Origin of the sequence: Owenweeksia hongkongensis DSM 17368, from assembly GCF_000236705.1 — a bacterium.
Lineage (GTDB): Bacteria > Bacteroidota > Bacteroidia > Flavobacteriales > Schleiferiaceae > Owenweeksia > Owenweeksia hongkongensis.
This window is the reverse complement of record NC_016599.1, coordinates 2,886,675-2,910,255: the sequence shown is the minus strand read 5'-3', so window position 1 is coordinate 2,910,255 and position 23,581 is coordinate 2,886,675. Positions and strand designations below refer to the sequence as shown.

19 protein-coding genes are annotated in these 23,581 nt (G+C 41.5%); 3 read left to right on the top strand and 16 right to left on the bottom strand.

Going from position 1 to position 23,581, the window contains the following annotated elements; all coding sequences use genetic code 11:
• Nucleotides 1-46: 46 nt before the first annotated feature.
• Nucleotides 47-2,650: a S8 family serine peptidase gene (locus OWEHO_RS12895; protein ID WP_014202928.1), complete on the bottom strand. Its 2,604-nt coding sequence runs from the start codon at nucleotides 2,648-2,650 to the stop codon at nucleotides 47-49.
• Entirely contained in the window at nucleotides 2,643-3,545 is a 903-nt protein-coding gene (locus OWEHO_RS12890; protein ID WP_014202927.1) for a sterol desaturase family protein, read from the bottom strand. The genes OWEHO_RS12895 and OWEHO_RS12890 overlap by 8 nt, the downstream gene beginning before the upstream one ends.
• 131 nt (nucleotides 3,546-3,676) lie before the next feature.
• Here OWEHO_RS12890 and OWEHO_RS12885 point away from each other — a divergent pair, with 131 nt between their 5' ends.
• The gene (locus tag OWEHO_RS12885) at nucleotides 3,677-4,318 is read left to right on the top strand and encodes a MarC family protein (protein WP_014202926.1); all 642 of its coding nucleotides are present in this window, start codon (nucleotides 3,677-3,679) and stop codon (nucleotides 4,316-4,318) included.
• 5 nt (nucleotides 4,319-4,323) lie between these two features.
• The gene (gene rmuC / locus OWEHO_RS12880) at nucleotides 4,324-5,646 is read left to right on the top strand and encodes a DNA recombination protein RmuC (protein WP_014202925.1); all 1,323 of its coding nucleotides are present in this window, start codon (nucleotides 4,324-4,326) and stop codon (nucleotides 5,644-5,646) included.
• 42 nt (nucleotides 5,647-5,688) lie between these two features.
• Here the strand turns inward: rmuC and OWEHO_RS12875 are convergent, their stop codons facing one another.
• From OWEHO_RS12875 to OWEHO_RS12840, 9 genes are all read right to left on the bottom strand, one after another.
• The gene (locus OWEHO_RS12875; protein ID WP_143764601.1) at nucleotides 5,689-6,309 is read right to left on the bottom strand and encodes a hypothetical protein; all 621 of its coding nucleotides are present in this window, start codon (nucleotides 6,307-6,309) and stop codon (nucleotides 5,689-5,691) included.
• A gap of 22 nt (nucleotides 6,310-6,331) precedes the next feature.
• Nucleotides 6,332-7,615, bottom strand: coding sequence for a serine hydrolase (locus tag OWEHO_RS12870; protein WP_014202923.1), 1,284 nt, complete (start codon nucleotides 7,613-7,615; stop codon nucleotides 6,332-6,334).
• A gap of 15 nt (nucleotides 7,616-7,630) precedes the next feature.
• A complete protein-coding gene (locus OWEHO_RS12865) occupies nucleotides 7,631-8,146 on the bottom strand; it encodes a macro domain-containing protein (protein ID WP_014202922.1) in 516 nt (171 codons plus the stop codon).
• Between the two features lie 4 nt (nucleotides 8,147-8,150).
• Entirely contained in the window at nucleotides 8,151-8,303 is a 153-nt protein-coding gene (locus tag OWEHO_RS18400; protein WP_014202921.1) for a lmo0937 family membrane protein, read from the bottom strand.
• 497 nt (nucleotides 8,304-8,800) lie between these two features.
• Nucleotides 8,801-10,243 carry an aldehyde dehydrogenase gene (locus OWEHO_RS12860; protein ID WP_014202920.1) on the bottom strand — a complete coding sequence of 481 codons (1,443 nt, stop codon included), beginning with the start codon at nucleotides 10,241-10,243 and terminating at the stop codon, nucleotides 8,801-8,803.
• Nucleotides 10,244-10,348: 105 nt separating this feature from the next.
• Nucleotides 10,349-11,137: an SDR family oxidoreductase gene (locus OWEHO_RS12855; RefSeq protein WP_014202919.1), complete on the bottom strand. Its 789-nt coding sequence runs from the start codon at nucleotides 11,135-11,137 to the stop codon at nucleotides 10,349-10,351.
• Between the two features lie 201 nt (nucleotides 11,138-11,338).
• The gene (locus OWEHO_RS12850; protein WP_014202918.1) at nucleotides 11,339-12,022 is read right to left on the bottom strand and encodes an ABC transporter ATP-binding protein; all 684 of its coding nucleotides are present in this window, start codon (nucleotides 12,020-12,022) and stop codon (nucleotides 11,339-11,341) included.
• A gap of 372 nt (nucleotides 12,023-12,394) precedes the next feature.
• The gene (locus tag OWEHO_RS12845) at nucleotides 12,395-12,745 is read right to left on the bottom strand and encodes a hypothetical protein (RefSeq protein ID WP_143764600.1); all 351 of its coding nucleotides are present in this window, start codon (nucleotides 12,743-12,745) and stop codon (nucleotides 12,395-12,397) included.
• A gap of 195 nt (nucleotides 12,746-12,940) precedes the next feature.
• A complete protein-coding gene (locus OWEHO_RS12840; RefSeq protein WP_041628257.1) occupies nucleotides 12,941-14,815 on the bottom strand; it encodes an ABC-F family ATP-binding cassette domain-containing protein in 1,875 nt (624 codons plus the stop codon).
• Between the two features lie 184 nt (nucleotides 14,816-14,999).
• Here OWEHO_RS12840 and OWEHO_RS12835 point away from each other — a divergent pair, with 184 nt between their 5' ends.
• Nucleotides 15,000-16,148: a methionine aminotransferase gene (locus OWEHO_RS12835; protein ID WP_014202915.1), complete on the top strand. Its 1,149-nt coding sequence runs from the start codon at nucleotides 15,000-15,002 to the stop codon at nucleotides 16,146-16,148.
• 6 nt (nucleotides 16,149-16,154) lie between these two features.
• Here the strand turns inward: OWEHO_RS12835 and OWEHO_RS12830 are convergent, their stop codons facing one another.
• From OWEHO_RS12830 to secA, 5 genes are all read right to left on the bottom strand, one after another.
• Nucleotides 16,155-16,910: a DUF547 domain-containing protein gene (locus OWEHO_RS12830; protein WP_014202914.1), complete on the bottom strand. Its 756-nt coding sequence runs from the start codon at nucleotides 16,908-16,910 to the stop codon at nucleotides 16,155-16,157.
• Between the two features lie 96 nt (nucleotides 16,911-17,006).
• The gene (locus OWEHO_RS12825) at nucleotides 17,007-18,584 is read right to left on the bottom strand and encodes a hypothetical protein (protein ID WP_014202913.1); all 1,578 of its coding nucleotides are present in this window, start codon (nucleotides 18,582-18,584) and stop codon (nucleotides 17,007-17,009) included.
• A gap of 17 nt (nucleotides 18,585-18,601) precedes the next feature.
• Nucleotides 18,602-19,222 carry an RNA polymerase sigma factor gene (locus tag OWEHO_RS12820; RefSeq protein WP_014202912.1) on the bottom strand — a complete coding sequence of 207 codons (621 nt, stop codon included), beginning with the start codon at nucleotides 19,220-19,222 and terminating at the stop codon, nucleotides 18,602-18,604.
• A gap of 120 nt (nucleotides 19,223-19,342) precedes the next feature.
• The gene (locus OWEHO_RS12815; protein ID WP_014202911.1) at nucleotides 19,343-19,804 is read right to left on the bottom strand and encodes a hypothetical protein; all 462 of its coding nucleotides are present in this window, start codon (nucleotides 19,802-19,804) and stop codon (nucleotides 19,343-19,345) included.
• Nucleotides 19,805-19,977: 173 nt separating this feature from the next.
• On the bottom strand, nucleotides 19,978-23,322 hold the full coding sequence (gene secA / locus OWEHO_RS12810; RefSeq protein ID WP_014202910.1) for a preprotein translocase subunit SecA: 3,345 nt from the start codon (nucleotides 23,320-23,322) through the stop codon (nucleotides 19,978-19,980).
• Between the last annotated feature and the right edge of the window lie 259 nt (nucleotides 23,323-23,581).

Below are 23,581 nucleotides of genomic sequence, written 5' to 3'. Positions count from 1 at the left end.
CATAATCTTATAAACCCATCCGAAAGGAGCATAATTTAGGTATTAATTATTCTTTTAAAAACCTTAAAAAACTCCTAACACCACCCTGCTCTACCTTCATTATATATAGGCCTTTGGACAGGTTTTCTATATAAACTACTCCATCTTCATTTAAGGTAAATTTTTGTGACTGCTTTACCCCTTTCATGTCAAGAATCTGAACCTCAATCAGTTTGTAAGGGCTTTCTGATGATTTCAGATAAATGAGCTCCTTGCTAGGGTTCGGGTATAGACTAAGTGAACTTTGGTTTAACTCCTCAAGTGAAACCGGATCCCAATACCCTGGATAAATCGAGATGTTGTCCAAATACAAATTATTGCCTCCACGGTTTACTCCTTCAAAAGCAAGAACGACTTCCTGGCCTGCTAAAGATGACAAATCCACATACTCACGCCTCCATTCATTTCTGCCAGCAGGCACATAATCCGAGCCTATTGTTCCCACAGTATTTAGGTCCGCATCACTTTTTTCATATAGAACATAAGGGAATGTTTTACCGCAATCCGTAGAAGCTAACACCTTCAATGTATCTTGAAAAAGCGAGAAGGTATTTCGCTGCTGGTAAGCCAAATCAAAACCTAAACCTGCCGCACCACTTGGCATGGCAAACACCGGGCTCCACAGCCTATCCTTTTGACTTGAGCGTGGAAAGTACTCAGCATATTTGATAACTACCGCCTTCGTGTTTCCGGTCCAATTTGTAATACCTGTAGTTTCCCAAGTAGCCACTAGATCTTCATCTTCTACATACCAGTTATCAAAACTGCTTTGTTGTTCAAAATCTTCTTCAAAAGGGAAGCTCTCCTTATTCCGCTTATTAAAGTGCACCATCCTTTCATTATTGATAAGGTCATATTCCGGAAAATCAAGTTCTACTTTTGCCCTTAGTTCATGCTCCCCCATGGTATTGACATTCATATGAATTGGAAATGTAAACCCAAATACCTCACCTGTAGTGAAATTAGGCGGGGCTACAACGGAAATCTGCACTGATGAAAGTGGGACACCATCCAACCAACAATTCACGTAGAAGCTATCAATGGTATTCGCCCCAAGGTTTTCTACTGTCACAGTTATATCAAAAACATTATCCCAGCACGTTACAGCGGTATCTATTGGTGAGTAGATCATACCTTTTACAGCAATATCCCAGTCCACTTGTTTGGGATCAACAGGCGTGTGGCTTTGCGCCAAATGTTGATAGGCTGCATGGACATCTATCAAGCCATTACCATAAGTATTGTCTTCACCTATCGTACCCATATCAATGGCAGTTACATATAATGCATTCAGTAAGTCTGTTCCACTAAGCTGTGGAAAAGCTTCCTTGAGCAAAAGCACAGCACCCGAAACATGCGGTGCAGCCATGCTGGTTCCCGAAATGGTATTATAGCCATCTGTGCCCCAAGCCGAACGAACATCCTGCCCAGGCGCCACCACTTCTGGATGAATTTTTAGATTTCCGGTACCCGGACATTGGGTAGGCCCGCGTGAAGAAAAGCTGCTGATGGGAAACGGAAAAGTGAGATTTCCATTCACACTTCCCACCGAAAAAGTACTGGTCTTGTTGGTGTTAATTCTTTGCGGTGCACTGATGGTAGAGTTATTTGGCCCCGCATTTCCACCCGAAAAAACATTAGCAATTCCTGCGGCTTCAATAGCATTCATAAGCTGCACCACATAGCCACCGCATTGCACAGTATCCGGATCATCGCGCCAGCGCCAGCTGTTGTTTATTACATCCGGTACATCATCGCTTGTGCTGGTGTCTCCATCAGGATTCAGCGCCCACTCAAACGCCTGAATCATTTCAGCAATGGGCGGAAGCGTGGCTACCGTGCTATTCACATAATCATTGGCCATCCAATAAGCGCCAAAAGCCACGCCTATCGTATCATTGGTTGCGGTGTCCAAACCTGCCATAGTGCCCAAAGTATGAGTTCCGTGATTGCTAATTCTCCCATCCGGATAATTCTTTTTTAGCCCATACCACGATTGTGAAAGCGGCTTATAGTTTCCTAAAAATCGATTGCTAAAGGCAGGGTGCGTGGCCCAAACTCCAGTATCGTAATTGTAAAGCAACCTCCCACGACCGGTGTAACCTAGCTTCCACATTTCAGGAGCATTTATGGCCTCCAAACCTGGCTCCACGCCATTTACAGTTGCTGTGGATTTTTTAGAAGGTATAATCGGATCATGAATCAAAAACTCATCATCAGCCAGATCTATCCAATCCACATCAGGTATGGCTGCAAGCTTAGAAATCACATCCGGCTTAGCTTCCAAAATCATCACATTTACAATGTAAAATGAGCTTATGCTTTTAACCTGATCTGCACTTAATTCATTCAAATACTCTAATGCTTCAGACTGCGTATTGGCCGCTTGCCTCATCAAAGCCCGGTTTACCAACTTTGGCCAATCTGAAACATTTTTATCCTCACACTTAGTTTCCAGCTGTTTCCAATTCACAGTTGTACGAAACTCAACCACTACGGGTAGAAAATCCCGTGAAGCTTCTTTCATCTCCTTTTCCAAGCGTGATGAAATCTGCCCTGCGGATATAAAAGCTGCAAGAAAAAAACTCGCTAGAAGTATTTGTTTAAGCATAAGATGACTCTTTAGTTTTTGTTACCCTTGGTGTATTTGATTCAGCTTCCTCTCTCAACTGCTCCGTAGTTTTCCGGCTTCCATCGTGGCTCCACCCCGGTGGGCCAAACGTATATTGCAATCCATATTTAGGATGTTGCCACACATCTTTGCCCAAGGCAATCCATTCGTGTGTGGCGATTAGCAAAGGATTGAACGTATTGATATTGGTAGTCAAACCATACTTTGGCTTTTCCTCTTCCACCTGAAAAGTGCCAAACATCCTGTCCCAAATAACCAAAATACCTGCATGGTTCTTATCCAAATATTTCAAATCTGAAGAGTGGTGCACCCGATGATGTGAAGGCGTGTTGAAGATAAATTCGAACCACCGTGGCATTTTATTAATCACTTCCGTGTGAATCCAAAACTGATAGAGCAAGCTTACACTTTGCAGAAAAACAATCATCAAAGGTTCAAAACCGATGAGAGGCATCCAAAGCCAAAAGATGAAACTTCCGGTAAAATTGCCTGTCCACGTTTGGCGCAAAGCCGTGGCTAAATTGTAGCGCTGCGAAGAGTGATGCACCACATGGCTTGCCCAAAAAAAACGAACATTGTGGCTCGTCCGGTGAAACCAATAGTAGCTAATATCATCAGCAAAAAAAGCAATTATCCAAACCCACCAAACGTAGCCCAAATTAAAAATAGCCCACTTATGAACAAAGGTATAAGCCCCAAAAACCAACACTTTTCCGATGATTCCAAGAAACACATTTCCCAGCCCCATGGCAATACTGCTCAACGCATCCTTTGTTTCATAGGTGTGAATTTTCATGTAAGAGGAAATGATAATCTCCAATAAAATGAAGCCTACAAAAAATGGAATCGCTGCTTGAATTAAATCGGGAAACATGAAAAAAAGGTTTTCGCCAATTTACCAAAAAACCCCTTTTAAGTCTCAGTCCAATTATTGTTCGAATCTCCTGTGGGCATTCCTTCACGATAAAGCTTAGAAACCGTTATTTTGCATGAAAATTTACCGACTTGATTGATCTACTAAAAAACATTCTCGGAGATACCATTTCTATTTTCACCATTATGAACCCTCTTTCAGCAGGGGCCATTATGCTGACGCTAGTAGATGATACTACCACAAAAAAGGAGTTTAAAACCATAGCTGGAAAAAGCAGCAAAACGGTTTTTCTGGCCATGCTTATCCTATTTTTGAGTGGTACCTATATCTTTAATTTCTTCGGTATTCAGCCAGATGGACTTAGGGTATTTGGAGGTATTATTCTTTTGGTAATGGGTTTTGACATGGTGCAGGGTCATGGTAAAAAGAGTAATCACCAGTCTACGGATCACGTAGCTGCCCAGCAGCAAAATGACATTAGCATGGTTCCGCTATCTATTCCTATAATAGTCGGGCCTGGGTTGGCCACTACTCTCATAAACCTAAGTATTACTAACAAGGGCTGGGAATCTTATACCTCTGTTGCTATTGCCATTATTATTTGTTCACTCGCCAACTTTTTAATTCTTAGCCGTATGCCCTTTATCAAAAGGCGCTTGGGCGTAAATGGCCTTAAGGTGTTCAACCGATTGATGGGGCTGATAGTAGGATCATTGGCTGCGCAAATGTTGATTACCGGAGCCTTTGGCTTGTACGACAACTTTTTTAAATAAGATTTATGGAAATTATTTGGCTCATAGCTGGTCTTCTTATTGGGGGAATTATCGCTTGGTTACTTTCTAAAAACAAAGTTGCAAATACAGAAACAGCTCATAGTAAAGAAACGAATGAACTTCGAAATGCGGCTGCTTTAGCCGAAGAGCGCAATAAAAGTCTGAGTGAAAATTTGGCTCAAGCCAAAACCTCACTTGAGGATGAGCGTAGGCAAACTTTGCACCTAAGCACAGAGCTGAGTAAGCGAGAAGCTGAATACCATGCGCTTTCAGAAAAACTGGCCGAGCAAAAAGCAGAAGTTGAAAAGCTGAATCAGAAATTCTCGGTTGAATTTAAAAACCTGGCGAACGAAATTCTGGAAGAAAAGAGCAAAAAGTTCACCGATCAGAACAAAGAGAACCTGGACACACTTTTGAACCCTTTAAGGGAAAAATTGACCGATTTTCAGAAGAAAGTGGAACAAAGTAACATGGATGGTGAAAAGCGTGGTGCGGCTCTCAATGAGCAATTGAAAAACCTCCGCGAGCTCAACCAGCAAATTACACATGAAGCCAAAAGCCTTTCGCTTGCCCTCAGAGGGGATAGCAAAGCGCAGGGTGGTTGGGGCGAAATGCAACTTGAGTCTATCCTTGAAAAAGCAGGACTTCAAAAAGACATTCACTATTTCAAGGAGAAAAACTTTAAGAATGAAGAAGGCGCTAATCAGCGATTGGACTTCATCATAAATCTACCGGATGACAAGCATTTGGTGCTGGACAGCAAGGTTTCTTTGACCGCATACAGCAATTATTTTGACACCGAAGATGAGGCTGAAAAGAAGCAGTTTTTAAAGCAGCACGTAAATTCCATCTTAGGTCACATTAAACTTTTGGGTGATAAGAATTACCAAAACCTTTACGACATCAAACAGCCTGATTATGTGATGATGTTTGTGGCCAATGAGCCCGCTCTCACTATGGCCCTCAAGGAAGATTCTGAACTATATGACAAGGCATTGAGAAGCAATATCGTGTTGGTAAGCACCACTACTTTGTTGGCTACTTTGCGCACCATCAGTTACATCTGGAATCAGGATTTACAAAACAAAAATGCTGAGGAAATTGCACGACAAGCCGGAGCTCTTTACGACAAGTTTGTGGGCTTTTCTGAAGATTTAGTAAAACTGGGCAATCAGCTGGGAACGGTTCAAAACACTTATCAGGAGTCTATGAAAAAGCTAAGTGCCGGAAGTGGAAACTTAGTGCGAAGAACCCAAAAGCTACAGGAGTTGGGTGCCAAAACTTCTAAAACCCAAAATCCTAAGCTGATAGATAGGGCGCTGGACTAGAGATCACTTCATGACCTAAAATATTCCCATTGCTGACAAACGCTATTTTTGCCTTTTCACCTTTATTTCTGTCGTCTTTCCATCAAGACCAATAAACCGCATTGTAAAACTTTCCATCTCAAAACGAACAACTTCAAAACAATCACAACATACACATTTGGTATTTGGAGTTGGATAAGCCTCTGTCTTGTCAGTTGAAAAATCGTGAACAACAATTTGTGAAGTTGAATCTTTATATGCTTCATAAACTCCTATTTCATTCTTCAAGTCAAGATAGAAAGGATAGTTTCCAAGCCATTTATCTTCACCTGTTTCTTTGTTAATTACCTGAAGTTTTTCAGAGTTTCCTGACCCTGATCCACGGTGTTTTACAAGAACATAATTTTCAAAATCTGCACCTATTTCTGCATAGCCCCCATAACTGTCATTATACCGTAAGTCAATTTCAATTTTATTACCATTCTGAAGAGTAAGCATTATCCCCTTAAACAAAGAGTCGCTGATATAATAAACCTTCGCTCCCTGCTTCAATTGACTGACCGAATCTGTATGATTTTGGAAACCATTCATTAGTAAATCAGCTTGTTCGATATCATTGATGCTGATTTGTCCAAACAAGACATTCGTTATAAATGTCATTAAAACGATTTGAACTGTCTTCATTTTAACATTCTTGAGGGTTAAGCTACTTCACCACCAGCTTTCGCTGAAAAGATTCTCCAGCCAGAGTTTCAAACTGCAAAAAGTAAACTCCAGCCGCCACATCCTGAATGTTGAGTTTTGAAAATTCTTTTTTCTGACGCTTCACAACCTCCCCCTGTAGGGAAATCAGCTGAACGGATTTCAATTCAAAACTTGAACTGATATTTACAAAACCAGAAGCTGGGTTAGGATAAACTTGGAGGTCAACAATTTCACTTTCGTGTAAAGCGGTGGTTTGACAAAAAACATCCATCAACAGTTCCCACAATTCATTGTCAAAAGTAGAAAGCGCCAGTTGCGAAGTATAGGCCGCTTCACCTTGACGAACCACCACCAAATCCATGGATGGAATCACGTAAATTCTTTGGTCATTTTTACCAGCGGCCATGTACATATCAGCAGGTGCTTCGGGCACCATAAAACCTGGAAAAACAATATCCAGCCCCGGACGCCTATATGATGATTGACCATTGAGCCACCACAGATATCCATAAGCTTCATTCAGGTTTTGAGAAGGATGAACCATGTCATACAAGTAAGTTGAATCCTGAAGAATAGTTGTTCCGGCCCAATTTCCCTTATTTAGGTTTAACAACCCAAAACGCGCCATATTTCTTGCTTTGCTATAGAACACATAGTCATACCACAAACCCGCAAGACCGATAGTAGAACCCAATTTCTGATAGGTAAGGGTATTCATATTTTTGCCCGATGCGTTTTCTAACACATCCTGCACCAATCTGTACGGAGCATTGTGATAATACCAGTGGTTTCCGGCATCATGCAAATACTTAAGGCAAGTATCTTCCAAGCAATTCAAGTCAGAGATATTATAATCCAAGCCTGAAGTCATGCTCAGTTGATGACGAATCGTAATTAAATCTTCTTTTGCCTGTGGCTCCAAGGTCCAACCGGTACCGAGGTAATCTGAAGTTTTATCATTGACATTTAATAATCCATCCTCCTGAACCATTCCCGTAAGGAAGCCAGCCAAAGTCTTTCCGGCAGAAGCCCAGTACCAAGCTGAATCCTGAGCGAAGCCATTCATATAAATTTCATCCGCAATTTTGCCTTTATGCAAAATGATAAAGCTTTTGCTGTGTCGAGCTTCAAGGTATTTATGAACGGTATCTAGCTTTTGGGAACACCATCCTAAAGAAGATGGATTCACGGTATCCCAAGCATTTCCGGCTAACGGAGGGAAATAATATTGGCCGCTAAGTGAGCCATACAAAAGTGCAAAAAGGAAAATGTAGAGAGATTTCATACCACTAAAATAGCATTAATCTTCACCTAGAAAGGATTTATAAATGTCAAAGTTCTCTTGATCAAAGCAAACAAAAGTCACCTTCAGCTGCTCTTTTCGAGAACCCAAAAAATTCTGAACCGTACATATTGCCACATCGGCCGCATCCTTTTTAGGGAAACCGTAAACGCCAGTAGAAATATTAGGGAAAGCGATAGAGTCGAAACCTTTTTCGAAAGCAATATGTAAGGCATTGATGTAACATTCCGCCAAGAGTTGATCTTCATTGGCGATGCCGTCTTCCCACACGGGACCTACAGTGTGTATTATACCCTTATGTGGAAGTTTGCCCGCTGAAGTAAACATTGCACGGCCTGTTGGCAATTCACCATTCTCCTTTACCCAAGCCTTGCACTCTTCTACTATAATCGGTCCGGCCGCTCGATGAATGGCACCATCAACCCCACCACCTCCACGAAGTGCCGAGTTGGCCGCGTTTACAATCACATCCGCAGGGGAATGCGTAATATCTCCAAGAATGATTTTGATCATTTATCTATACTCCTCGCCCGCCAATAAGTCTGAATAAAATAGCAATAATGGCAAGCACTAATAATATATGAATTAGATAACCTAGTGAAAATACGAAAGCCCCTAACACCCATCCGATTAATAGAATGATCGCTATGAAATACAGTAAATTGCTCATGATCTTTGTGTTTTTGGTTAATACCTAAATAAACCATCAAACACTGTTTTAGTTCTCTTTATCAGAAATCAAACTAACATTTAAAGAAGCCAAAGCACATAAACCCCGCACCTGCTCTAAAATGCAGCTTAAAGAAATTTTGACAAATTTCACCTATAAAAACCGCCCTGGTACAAACTTTGATACTAAATTAGCCAACGTCTTATTCGACTCGAATTTTGTGTTAAACGTTCAAAATTTACCAGAATAGACCTCTATATAGTGAGAAAGCCCCGAAGAGTCGGGGCTTTCTGTTTTTTATAGAGATTCCGGCTCTCTGGCCGGAATGATGAACAATACTCTTGGCAAAATAAAACTAAGATTTAAAATCTACTATTCGGACAGTTTCCAACTCCTTGATAGAATGATCATCGGCTATCATTCCAGGCGAAGTAAAACGGAGACCAGGAATCTCACTATCAACAAAAGGATTCCGGCTCTATGGCCGGAATGACAGACTAATATGTTAAGCAAACATTCTTTGCCTCCGTAAAAAAGTGCAGCGCTTCATAACCGCCTTCGCGACCTACTCCACTGTTTTTCATTCCTCCAAATAAGGTTCTCAAATCGCGAACCAACCAGCAGTTTATCCATACAATTCCGGATTGCATTTGAGCCGCTACTCGGTGTGCACGGTTTAGATTTTCTGTCCACACAGTACAGGCCAAACCGTACTCCGTAGAATTGGCCATCATCAAGGCTTCCTCTTCGGTATCAAAGGGTGTGATGGTAACTACCGGTCCAAAAATCTCTTCTTGATTGGTGCGGCAATCGTAAGCCAAACCTTCAATCACCGTTGGTTCAATATAATAGCCTTCGGCAAATTCGCCATCCAATTTCACACGGTTTCCTCCGGTAAGAATTGTTCCACCTTCTTCCTCGGCAAGAGAGATGTAATCCAAAACTTTGTTCATATGTACTTCAGAAACCACAGCTCCCATTCGGCTGGTTTCTTCTTGCGGTGGACCAACTTTTAGTCCTTTTACACGCTCTACAAAAGCTTTTTTAAACTTATCGTAAATGCTACGCTCTACAAAGATTCGGCTTCCGCAAAGGCAAATTTGCCCTTGATTGGCAAAGGAAGAAGTGACCGAAGTTTTTACCGCTTTATCAAAATCACAATCTGCAAAAATCAAATTGGGGTTTTTACCTCCCAATTCGAGAGAAAGCTTCTTAAACATAGGAGCCGCTGTACGCGCCAAGTGCTCACCTGTTTTGGTACCTCCTGTAAATGAAATTGCCTTTATTTCTGGATGCTCCACAATAGCCTGACCAACCGCTGGCCCAAGCCCATGAAGAATATTTAATACACCGGCTGGCATTCCCGCCTCACGGCAAATTTCTGAAAGTAAATAAGCCGTCATCGGAGTAACCTCAGATGGCTTTGCCACCACGCAGTTTCCAGCAGCTAAAGCCGGAGCTATTTTCCAACTAAAAAGGTAAAGGGGCAAGTTCCATGGGGAAATACAGCCCACCACACCAATCGGTTGACGAAGAGTATAATTAAAACCCCGAGTACCCATATTATGAAACTGGTCTTCATCATGCAAAATAGCTGTCGCAAAAAATGAAAAGTTATCACGGGCTCTGGGAATATCCACCGAAGTGGCCAGCTTTAAAGGCTTGCCATTATCTAAACTTTCGGCTGCCGCCAATTCATCTAGCCTATCAGAAATACCTTGCGACACTCGAAGCAAAATCTCCGAACGCTCTTTGGCTGACATAGCGCTCCAAATTGGAAAAGCTCTTTTCGCGGCCTCCACAGCTTTCTGCACATCCGCCCCATCCGACTCAGGAATCAAGGAATACACCTGGCCACGAGAAGGATCAATATTGTCCATAAACTTGCCGGAAATTGGTTCCAGAAGTTCGCCATCTATGTAGTTTAAAATCTTTTTCATTTTTACCATTTGCTTCCTCTTACAGGGTGTGATTTTCAAATTGCTTCAACGCAGAAGCGCGGAGATCGCAAAGTTTCGCAGAGCATTTTCCACGAACAACAAACTTTAAAGAACCGGAGTCCTTCCACCATCTACAGGAATATTAATTCCATTGATGTAAGCAGCCGCAGGACTAGCTAAAAACGCAATTGCGTTGGCTACTTCTTCGGGCTTGGCAAAACGTTTCATAGGCACTTCAGAGGTCATTTTACCTGAAGCCTCCTCTATGCTTATTCCCAGTTTTTTGGCCTTGTTTTCTATGATTGAAGAAAGCCTTCCTGTTTCAGTAGCACCCGGCAAAACGTTATTTACGGTAATTCCAAAAGCACCAAGCTCGGTGGCTAAAGTCTTACTCCAATTACCTACCGCACCGCGTACTGTGTTGCTCACACCAAGATTGGGCAATGGAGCTTTTACCGAAGTGCTGATTACATTTACAATGCGTCCGTATCCAGAATCCTTCATGCCCGGCAATACTTTTTGCACCAACAATTGATTACAAAGTAAGTGACGTCTGAAAGCAGTAACATAATCTTCCAAATCTGCTGTGTGTGCTGGTCCAGCGGGCGGACCGCCAGTATTATTTACCAGAATGTTGATGGTATTTCCTTTGCTTAGATAAGCCAGCACCACAACCTCCAACTGAATCGGATCATCAAAATCAGCTACCAGATAGGTGTGATTTTGACCATGAGCCGTAGAAAGTTCCTTTTTTACTTTTTCTAATTTATCAGCATTGCGCGCTAGAAGTACTATTTCTGCGCCCATTTTTGCCAACTCTTCTGCAGCCGCTTTCCCGATTCCATCGGAGCTTCCGCATACTAATGCTTTTTTTCCTGTAAGATTTAAATCCATGCGTGCGAAGGTAATAAACTGGGGTGGGAAGAATGAAAAATTCGAGATGCTAAAGTCCGAAAATAGATGCCCGAGTTAATTTCTAACTACCCCGCTCTCCCTGCGGTCGACCACCCCTTCAAGCATTGAAGGGGAATTCCATTCAACAAGCAAATTGGCAAATTACTTGTTCTGTCAGATCGTGCGGAGTCGAGCCCTTCTTTACTGTGTCACATCCGACTCAATCTCTCCATCTCGCAATCTGATAACTCTATTGGCATGTAATGCAATGTCTTCTTCATGAGTTACCAAAATCACAGTATTACCTTTGCTTTGTATTTCACTGAAAAGCGCCATAATTTCTACTGATGTTTTGGTATCGAGATTTCCGGTTGGCTCATCAGCTAAAATGATGGAGGGCTTATTTACTAAAGCCCGCGCCACCGCAACTCTTTGTCTTTGTCCTCCAGAAAGCTGATTGGGACGGTGATCCATCCTATCCGAAAGACCTACCTGAAGCAATACCTCCTCTGCTCTTTCCTTTCTATCTTTTGAAGAATATCCGGCATAAATCAAAGGAAGCATCACGTTTTCGAGAGCGGTAGAACGAGGTAAAAGGTTGAACGTTTGGAAAACAAAACCAATCTCGCGATTTCTAATTTCCGCCAACTGATTATCTACCAACTGACTCACGTTTTGGCCATTGAGCCAATACTCGCCAGAAGTAGGTGTATCCAAACATCCGAGCAAATTCATAAGGGTAGATTTCCCACTGCCAGAAGGCCCCATCAAAGCTGTGTACTCGTTGCACTCCACCTGAAGATCTATGCCTTTCAGCACTTTTACCACTTGATTTCCCAAAGGAAAGTTCCGCACGATTTTCTTCAGCTCTATGATGTTTTCCATGTTCGGTTCTAATTTTCAAGGGCAATTTAGTGGGAAAATGTGAAATGTGACTGTTAGAGCTTTGTTAAAAAAGGGAAGGCACGCAAAGACGGGAAGAAGATTCTCGCAAAGTCGCTAAGAACACCAAGATCTATTAAACTTTATTGTTAAAATAGAACGCGGATAACACTGATTTCACTGATACGTGCAGATTTTTCATTCCACGCAAAAGGGAGTCTCGCAAAGTCGCGAAGACGCAATGCTCTCCGTGTAACTCCTGACACTCTGTGGTTAATCAAATAGAACGCTGATAACACTGATTTGGCCGATAGGCAGGGATTTTCCATTCCACACAAAGGCGCTAAGTAGCAAAGAAATTCTAAACCCAAAACTCTAAACAAATTCTAAACCCAAAGCTGATAAAACAACAAAGCCTAAAATTCCAAAGTAAAACATGAGGGCAACTAGATAATCCCAATTGTTATAGCCCTTCTTTTTAAATTTTTGGAAATACTTACGGTAAATATCACCTTTCCAACACCAACGATAATTCAAATAGACAGCTAGCGTTCCCACCGAGATGATGTAGTAAATCTTTCTTTCTTCATCCACAGCAAACCAAGTCATTAAAAAATCACAAACGATTAAAAACAGGATCAGAGTGCTAACTTCAAACAGCCGAAATGCTCGCCACGGGTAAGGCCATTTGGCCTCTTTATATTTCAATGTTTTTAAAACCTCCACTCGCTTTCTACTATTAGAAGGAAAATACTTTTGAAGGACTCAAATAAGAGAACCTCCAAAAAGTTTCGTGCTTACTTTGTCTATAAGACCCCCAAGCCTCCAAGTACAATAAAACAAGTAATTCCAGATTCTTTGCATCCTTAAAACTTTGCTGGTTTACGACTTGCTCCGAAGCATTTCGGAGCTTTGCGTGCCTCAGTTTTCCATTTCACTCAGTTCCAACCAACGCAGTTCTTTTTCGTCAAGTTCATCCTGCACTTCATTCATTTCACGGCTCAGTTCTTCCAACTTATTGGCATCAAGGCTCGCATCTTCAAAGGCTTTGGCAATTTCAGCTTTACGCTCTTCCAGTTTTTCCACTTCTTTTCCCAAGGCTTCAAACTCCAGGCGCTCACCATAGGTCATCTTTTTGCTCGCCTCCTCTTTTTTAGCGGCTTGTTTTGGCGCTTTCGCTAAACTCTTATTTCGCAGTTTTTCCGTTTCCAAACGGTCTTCTTCGTAAGCTTTGTACTCGCGATAATTACCATTAAAATCCTTGATTTCACCGTTTCCTCTAAATACAAAAAGGTGGTCCGTAAGCTTATCCATAAAATAACGGTCATGCGTTACCACCATCAAACAGCCTTGAAATTCCAGAAGAAATTCCTCCAAAACATTGAGCGTAAGGATATCTAAATCGTTAGTAGGCTCATCCAGGATTAGGAAATTTGGATTATCCATTAAAACAGTGAGTAGATACAAGCGTCTTTTCTCTCCCCCACTCAGCTTTGAAACATAAGTGTATTGCTTATCGCCTTCAAAAAGGAAACGATCTAGCATTTGAGATGCCGTTACATTCCTTCCTTTTTTACCAATGGGGATAAAATCTGCAATCTCCTTCACCACCTCTATCACACGCTTATCACCGTCTAGGTTAATTCCGGCTTGGGTGTAAAAACCAAACTTCACCGTCTCACCAGTGATAACTTTTCCACCATCTATTTCCTCATTACCTGTCAAAATTTTGAGCAGAGTGGTTTTTCCCACACCATTTGGCCCAACTATACCAATGCGCTCACCGCGCTTAAAAGTGTAATCAAAGCCGTCCAATATTTTAAGGTCACCGTAACTTTTCTTTATGCGGTGCAATTCTAAAATCTTGCTGCCAAGTCTCGTCATTTGCACCTCCATATCCAACTGCCCTTTGCTCAAATCTTTATTGGCCTCGCCCTTCAATTCATAAAATGAATCAATGCGCGCTTTAGACTTGGTACCGCGAGCTTTGGGCTGCCTGCGCATCCATTCCAATTCCTTTTTCAAAAGGTTTTTGGCCTTACCCACATTCACACCTTCTATCTCTTCGCGCTCAGCTTTTCGCTCCAAAAAGTTGCTATAATTACCCGGGTGGCTGTATAAGGTTTCATTTTCAAGTTCAAAAATCTGATCGCAAACACGCTCCAGAAAGTAACGGTCGTGCGTTACCATAAACAAAGTGATGGAGGGCTGTGAAAGATATTCTTCCAGCCACTCTATCATTTCTACATCGAGGTGGTTGGTGGGCTCATCAAAAATTAAAATCTCAGGCTTTGAAATAAGTGTTCGCGCCAAGGCGATGCGCTTGCGCTGCCCTCCGGAGAGATTATTGGCTATTCGGTTTACTTCCTGCAAACCTAGCTTTCCCAAAATCTGTTTTACCTGCGCTTCAAAATCCCAGGCATTATGGCGATCCATTTGATCAAATGCCCTTTGGTATTCATCTTCCTTCTCGGGGTTTTCCAAGGCAATTTCATACTGACGAATTGCTTCAGTGGCTGGGTTATCAGCAGAAAGCACATTATCCAGAATACTTAAAGTGGGATCAATATCAGGATCTTGAGTAAGGTAGCCTACCTTTATTCCTTTGCGATAAGTTACCAGTCCGGTATCAGGCTGCTCATGGCCAGCCAGCATTTCCATAATGGAAGTTTTGCCTGTACCATTTTGTGCCACCAAGGCTACTTTTTGCCCTTGAGCAATACCAAATGACAAGTCTTTGAAGAGGGTGCGAGCACCAAAGCTCTTTGAAATATTTTCTACCGAGAGGTAATTCACAATGCTTAAATTTTGCGGTGAAATTACGAAGACCATTTTTCCCACCACCATACTTCAAATAGCTATTAAAGAATAGTATTAAGCTATAGCTAAGTAGAAGTACTTTGCTAAATTTGCCGCGCGATTTAGGGGAGTCGCCTTTGCTAATACCTGAACCATAATTCTTATCCTCACAAACATCCGCATGTCACAAACCATAAAGAGTAAGCTTCCGAATACGGGAGACACCATATTTTCGGTAATGTCAGCTTTGGCTGCCGAGCATAATGCCATCAATCTTTCTCAGGGTTTCCCTGATTTTGAGACTGATCCTGTATTGCTTGATTTGGTAAACAAGTACATGCATCGCGGATTAAATCAATACGCACCAATGCCCGGTGTTCCTGAGCTTCGCCAGGTAGTAAGTGATATGGTTCAGCGCCAAACAGGTCACAGCTATAATCCCGAAAATGAAGTAACCATTACTCATGGAGCCACTGAGGCTATAGCAGCAGCCATTAGTTGCTGTGTGCGCGAGGGCGATGAAGTCATCATCTTTACCCCTGCCTACGATTGTTATGCCCCTATGGTAGAGCTAAACGGTGGAACACCCATTTTTGTACAACTGGAATTTCCCAACTATAATATCAACTGGGACATTTTCAAAAAACAGATGACGCACCGTACCAAGCTCATCATTATAAACACCCCTCACAATCCTAGCGCAACGCTTATTAGCAAAGAGGATTTGGTACAATTACAAGAAATTGTGGAAGGAACTAATATGCTTATCCTTTCGGATGAAGTATATGAGAACATTGTATTTGATGGAAATGAGCACCATTCGGCTTCTAGCTTCCCAGCTTTGGCTGAGCGTAGCTTTAAGATTGGTTCTTTTGGTAAATCGCTTCACGTTACCGGATGGAAACTGGGCTATTGTGCCGCACCGGCTCAACTTATGGCGGAGTTTAGAAAAGTGCATCAATACATGGTATTTGCGGTGAATACACCAATGCAGTATGCTATTGCCGAATATCTACAGCATCAAGAAAGACTGGAAATTTCTGCCATGTATGAGGGCAAGAGAAATACTTTTTTGAAAGCCATTGAGGGCTCAGGCTTTAAGCCTCTTCCTTCCAAAGGAACATACTTTCAACTTTTAGATTATTCCGCGATAAGCGATAAGAATGAAGTGGAATTTGCAAAGGAATTGACCACCAAACACTTTGTGGCTTCTATACCTATGAGTGTATTTTATCACATTCCGCAGGAGCATCATGTGCTTCGTTTTTGTTTTGCCAAAAATGAAGAAACCCTGCACAAGGCAGGGTCTCTATTAAAAAATATTGGCTAGCGTAGATTAGTCCTTATAGAAGGTTCCCAACTTTAAGGTCCAATCGTAATCATTAAACTCTAAATCCACATCGGTACTAGGTATATATCCGTTTTTCTCTAGGATTTTAAGTGCTCCATCCGAGCCTCCAAAATCACCGGAAAACCAGTCCATAAGCTTGGGAGCATATACTTCTTCCTCTTCTTTATCATACTTTACTTGGCTATCCAGGTATTGCTTTGAACTTGCATTTAGCTGCTGATAGATTGTTTTATCATCATATATACGCACCGGTGGACAGCTGGCTGCTCCACAGTTTAGAGCAAAATGTATACGCCAGTCAATTTTTTCAAACTGATACTGTTTGTACCAGTCTCCACTAAAGGGGTTTGAAAAATATCCTTTTGAATATTTAGATGTGTTTCTGCGCATCACACCATGCTCGAGGTTATCAAAACTCACCTTCTCGCCTAGTACTGTGATGTTTTCGTCACCAAAAAAATCACCACGATCATCAAACTGTGAAGGATCTTTGGTAAGCTCATATTGAATTAGTCCATTATACGTATTAATCCAAAATGCCAATTTCTCTTCCTGAGTGTCTATTTGCTTTTTAAAGTCTGCCGGGTTACCATTGGCTATTTGGTCTACATATTTTTTAGCCTCCGTCATGTCTTTGTCGCGCATGGCTTTGAGGAGGTTTTTAGATACTTCTACATAATCCTGAGCGGCAAGGCTTCCAGCCATAAATACGCTCATTACTATCAATGCTATTCTTTTCATTTCAATTGGTTTTGAATATATACGAAAAATCTACCCGAAGGTATTGAAGCATCAACAAGAAAAAGGAGTGATAGTTGACAAATAGAAGAATATCTACTAGTTCAACTTCATTTGTAATTTGAAGTTTACTCCCACAGAATAAGGCACCACCTCAAATGGATATTCTTCAGTGTAAATGGTATTGGAGAAATAAACCACGGTAGGTTCAATCCCAATATTAAAACTTTCAGAAACATGATAAGAGGCACCTACTTTTAGACAAATAGAAGCCATACTGTTTCTATAATCTCTTTCAGATAAATCAATAATATCTAAAGTTTGATAGTCAATCGACTGTCCATTAGCTTTAACAAAATACATATAGCTACCTCCAGCTTCAATATTTAACCTCACATGATCTGTTGCCCATGGACGGTAAGCTATGCTAAGTGGAAAATTTAAATAATGATACCTGTTCGCATCTACTATTACGATGTGCTCAGGCTCATTTCTAAAATCATAACTGGTTATTTTTCCGCTTTCATTATTAATCACTGCATCCCGGTAATTCATAAAATCAAAGTTGGCTTCAGTTTTATAACTGATATATTCCACACCTGCATTAAGGTAAGTAATTCGGCCTATTCTTTTGCTGGCCTCAAAACCCACATTCAAGCTAAAACCACCACTTTCTGAAACCTTTACCTGATCAATAAAATCTCTATGTATATAAGGCATCTTGTTGGCTGCTACGGTAAACTTTCTGTAAGTGAAATTTGGATAAACCTTAATAGAGTAGCTCCAAGGTTTCTTTTCTTGCAAAGGGCTCACGTAAGCTTCTTTTTTGGCAGGCACCAACTTCATCGGAATTATTGGAGTCTTTAAACTCATGTTATTCACATCACGTGTATCTACCATTAACTCAATAGGCTTAACATTAGCCTTAAAGTTTGACGACTCTAGCCCATCGGGAATCAATGCCTGGCCGTGAGAAGCAACGGCTCTAGTTTTTTCAGGAATCGCAACGTCACTATCATCTGCACTAGGTGAGCTTGAGCTCACATCTTCTCCTGCGTTCACCTTACTTGACGCCATGGATACGATTTCTGACTCCTCTGAAACAACCACATTAATGGGTTTTTCTTTCACAGAATTTTGCTCAGTAGAACTAGTCAAAAAGACAACTCCATCTTCTGTATCTGGAGTTGGTTCGTTTATGTTTGGGGTACTTTCCTCTTTGTAAATATCAGCAGCAGCTACAGTAGTTTGCGCTTTACCATTAGGTATTTTGGTCTTACTGTTTTCAGTATACTCTGTTGTAGAAGCAGTCGTGATTTCAGCCACATCCTCCTGTCTTATTTCGGCATGAACTTGTTCATTAGCTTCGCTAATTGCAGCAACTTTGCTCGCGGCATCGTTGTTTCTAGCGGTTTTTCTTTCTGAATTAAAATCAGAATATCTACCATCCCCTCTGTAGGCTTCGGTGCTACTTTCGCTTTGAAATACATTAAACCTTGAAAAAGAAGAACTACTGAAAAAACCAATACTAAGTAAAATAAGCACTACGCTTACCATAGCCCCAACACGCATCTGTTTGAAAAACAAAGCGCGCTCAAGTTTTTGCTCAAAGGCTGGCCAATCATTGGTGAAGTTATCTTCACCATGACCTAATTTCTCCTTGAGAAAATCCTCCATATTTTTTTGCTCGTTTCTCACTGATACTTGTCCTTCAACGTTTTTGCCAAAAGTCGCTTGCCCTTAGCCAGCTGGCTTTTTGACGTTCCTTCTGAAATCCCTAACTCACTACCAATTTCTTTGTGAGTGTATCCATCCAAAATATATAAACTCAACACTGTTCGGTATCCTATTGGTAAACTATCCAGTGCATCTATGACTTGCCTTGCCGAAATAGGTTGCTTGCGTTCCAGCTCATAATCAAAAGTTTCACTTTCGCTTAACTTTACGTCATCTATGTTAACCTTAATACCCTTGCGCACCTCTTTTTTAATTGAGGTGATACTGTTATTAATCATAATTCGGGTGATCCAGGTTTCAAGGGAAGAGTCTCCCCTAAACTTGCTGATATTTAGAAATACTTTTATAAACCCATCATGCATAAAATCCCTTGCCTGCTCCATATCATTTGCATACCTCCGGCACACAAACACCATTTTTGATGAAAACAATTCATAAATGCGCTTTTGGGCCACTCTCTTTCCGGCTTTACACGCAGCAATGAGCTCCTGCTCGGAGTTGTCGAGCAAGAATTCTTTGGGTGGCACAAGTGCCCCCAAGTTTTCCAAATGGATGCTATGTTCCGGCTTAGAATTCATTAATAATTTAAAGTGTACCCATTTATATAGACGGGAAATTAATTTAGGGTTGCCCTAAAGTTAAATAAAAAACCCCGGCACAAGTGCCAGGGCTTAGTAAACAACTGTAGTTCAACTACTTTATTCTTCCGTTCTATTAATGTTTGCAGTAATTACATTTACTTCTTGCTGCAATTCTTGTATGCTTTGATTAATACTTTCAATAGATTCCGACCAATTTTCTTTAGGCTGTGCCTCTAGGGTTTCTATCTTTTTTGAAATGCTAGCACTTTTCGATTTCAAATCACCCAATAAACCTTTGGTAGCTTCGGCAGTTGACTCTGATACTTGCTCAAGACTTTTAATATCCTTATCAATTTTTGACTTTTCCTTTTTCAGAATCTTTATTTCAGCCTTTACACCATCTACTGAATATTGCTCTTTCATTTGAGCTAATTCTATCAACTCCTGTTGAGCTTCTACAGTAGCTTCATTAGCTTTACTTTCCTGCTTTAGAACATCTTGTGCTGTTACTGCTGATTTACAAGAGGTAAATGCAAATGTAACGCTAAGCCCCATGCTAAGAATAAAGTACTTTTTCATGTTATCTGGTTTATTTGATTATTAGTGAATCCTTTAAAAATAAGGATTTACCACACATAATGTTCGCTTTAACCTTAAATAAATAAACCACTTCTAAGTTGACAATAGACGACACAAAAAAAGGCAACCCGATTTCTCAGATTGCCTTCCTAAATATTTGAGTTTAACTCTATCTAGTCAATAATTATCCATTGACGCGACTGAACCATTGGCTCTGCTTTTTTAAACTTCACTTCCTGTTTTTCGCCAGTTGTTAAGTTTTGAATCGTCACCACATCATTTCTGCCATGCGTCTTTTCGCTCACCACAGGCTGTGGTTTTGGACGCTCGCGTGGCTGGTCTTCTCTGGTTTCATTTGCACCAGATGACTCCAACTGCTCATGCGATGTTTGAAGATTATCATAATTGGCACGCTTTGGTGCCTGTGCCTGCTGCACTTGAGTATCCTGGCTTGGTAACTGCCCTTTGAAAAGGAAAGAAACAATCTCCTTATTACTCTTATCCACCATAGTTTTGAAAAGCTGGAAAGCCTCAAACTTGTAAATCAAAAGTGGATCTTTTTGCTCATACACTGCACCCTGTACACTTTGGCGCAAGTCGTCCATATCGCGAAGGTGCTCCTTCCAGCTATCATCAATCATGGCCAGAACAATGTTCTTTTCAAAATCGCGAATCAAGTGCTTACCTTCAGTTTTGTAAGCCTTCTCTAGATTGGTTGTCACCTGAATACCTTTGGCTCCATCGGTAAATGGCACCACGATATTCTCAAAATTATTATTTGAATCTTCGTACACATTCTTCACAACCGGATAGGCCATTTTAGCAATGCGTTCGTTTTTATCTGAGTAAGACTTAAGCACCGATTCATATAATTTATGAACCAATTCCTCAGCTTTCATTTTGTCAAAGTCTTCCTTAGAAACCGGAGTTTCCATGGTAAACACGCGGGCTAATTCCAACTGGAATCCTCCAAAGTCTTTCATATCCTGATACTCGGAAACAATGCTCTGTACCGTATCAAAGAACATGTTTGCAATATCCACCTGAAGGCGCTCACCATAAAGTGCGTGACGTCTACGTTTGTAAATAACCTCACGCTGTGAGTTCATCACATCATCATATTCAAGCAAACGCTTACGAATACCGAAGTTGTTTTCCTCTACTTTTTTCTGCGCACGCTCTATGGATTTTGAAACCATAGAGTGCTGAATAACTTCACCTTCCTTAAGACCCATGCGGTCCATCAGTTTGGCCACACGCTCAGAGTTAAACAAGCGCATCAAGTTATCTTCAAGAGACACAAAGAACTGTGAAGAACCCGGATCTCCCTGACGACCCGCACGACCACGCAACTGGCGGTCTACTCTTCGAGAGTCGTGACGCTCAGTACCGATGATGGCCAACCCCCCTGCGGCTTTACTTTCTGGCGTAAGCTTAATATCCGTACCACGACCTGCCATGTTGGTAGCAATAGTTACTGCTCCTGGCTGTCCTGCTCCGGCTACAATTTCTGCTTCCTTTTGGTGCAACTTCGCGTTAAGCACGTTGTGCTGCACTTTACGAAGCTTCAATGCTCGGCTTAGCAACTCAGATATTTCCACGGAAGTGGTACCCACCAAAACCGGGCGGCCTGCATCTACCAAAGTATTGATCTCCTCAATTACAGCATTGTACTTTTCACGCTTTGTTTTGAAAACAAAATCTTGTCTATCATCACGGGCAATCGGTCGGTTGGTAGGAATTACCGTAACCTCCAATTTATAGATGTCAAAAAATTCACCAGCTTCCGTTTCTGCCGTACCGGTCATACCGCTCAGCTTATTGTACATACGGAAGTAGTTTTGCAAAGTAACCGTGGCATAGGTTTGCGTAGCCGCCTCAATCTTCACGTTTTCCTTGGCTTCAATCGCTTGGTGAAGACCATCAGAATATCTACGACCTTCCATAATACGACCGGTCTGCTCATCCACAATTTTCACCTTATTGTCCATAAGCACGTATTCCACATCTTTTTCAAAAAGTGCATACGCCTTTAGCAGCTGGTTCATGGTATGGATGCGCTCACTCTTAACACCAAAGTCGCGCATGATTTCCTCTTTCTTGGCGGCTTTCTCCATGTCTTCCATTTCCTCACCTTCCAGCTGAGCCAGCTCGGTAGAAATATCAGGCATAATAAAGAAGTTGCGCTCGGTACCTTGAGAAATCAGGTCAATACCTTTGTCCGTAAGGTCAATTTGGTTTTGCTTTTCATCAATGGTGAAATACAATTCATCATCAATGATGTGCATATTTTTAGACTGCTCCTGCATGTAGAAGTTTTCAGTCTTCTGCAAAAGTGTCTTCATTCCCTCTTCACTCAAAAACTTGATGAGGGTTTTATTTTTAGGCAAACCTCTATGTGCGCGAAGCAACTTTTTGGCGCCTTCTTCTTTTTCTTTTTTATCGCTACTCGCAATAAGTTGCTTGGCTTCTTTCAGCTCCTTTGCAGCCAATGCTCTCTGCGCTTCCACAAGCTTAGCCACGTGAGGCTTCAGCTCATTAAATTCATGTAAATCTCCTTTTGGGGTTGGCCCCGAAATAATCAATGGCGTACGAGCATCATCAATCAATACAGAATCCACCTCATCCACAATGGCATAATTGTGCTTGCGCTGTACCAAATCTTTTGGACTACGAGACATGTTGTCACGCAAATAGTCAAAACCAAATTCGTTATTGGTACCGTAAGTGATGTCTGCTAAGTATGCTTTTCTACGTTCGTCAGAGTTTGGTTGGTGCTTATCTATACAGTCGATAGACATTCCATGAAACTGGAAAATTGGCGCCATCCACTCAGAATCTCGAATTGCCAGGTAGTTATTTACGGTTACCAAGTGAACCCCTTTCCCCGTAAGGGCATTAAGGTATACCGGCAAGGTTGCCACCAAAGTTTTACCCTCACCCGTGGCCATCTCAGCAATGCTACCCTTGTGAAGTACGCTACCACCAATAAGCTGCACATCGTAATGCACCATGTTCCAACTTACCTCAGCTCCTGCTGCCGTCCACTTGTTTTTCCAAATAGCTTTATCGCCAGACACATCTACCGCATCACTAAATGAAGCCACTTCTTTATCAAAATCAGTAACCGAAACTTCCATGGTTTCGCTTTCACTAAACCTGCGACCTGTTTCTTTTACTACAGCAAAAGCTTCGGGCAACATTTCCAGCAAAAGCTTTTCAGTTTTGTCATACGCAGTTTGCTCCAAAGCGTCAATTTCATTGAAAAACGCTTCTTTGGCTTCTACGCCTTCTTCGGTTTCCAGCTTTTCTTTAAGCTCAGCTATCCTCGAAGTCTCTTCGGTAATGTTATCAGCTATCCTTTTTTTGAACTCTAAAGTCTTTCCACGAAGCTCATCATGAGTAAGGGGTTCGTACGTTGGAAAAATGGCCTTTACCTTATCTACAAAGGGTTGCAGCTCTTTTATATCGCGGCCACTTTTGGAGCCAAATAACTTCTCTATAATATTACCTAACATATCTTCATTTTATCAAGGGGTGGCAAATTTAGCCATATTAATGGCGTATTGAAACACTAAAAATGTGCCTCAGCGAAGCTACTGACTTATTGGCGGAAAAGGGCCGAAAAAAGGATTTGAAAATTCGTGGGTTTTAAGAATTGGAAAAATAGAAGCGTGGATTGATTTCATGCTAAGTCGCAAAGGGCGCAATGCCCCGTTAAACTCTGTGATGGAAAGTAGACACGGATAACGCAGGTCTTACGGATTAGCACTGATT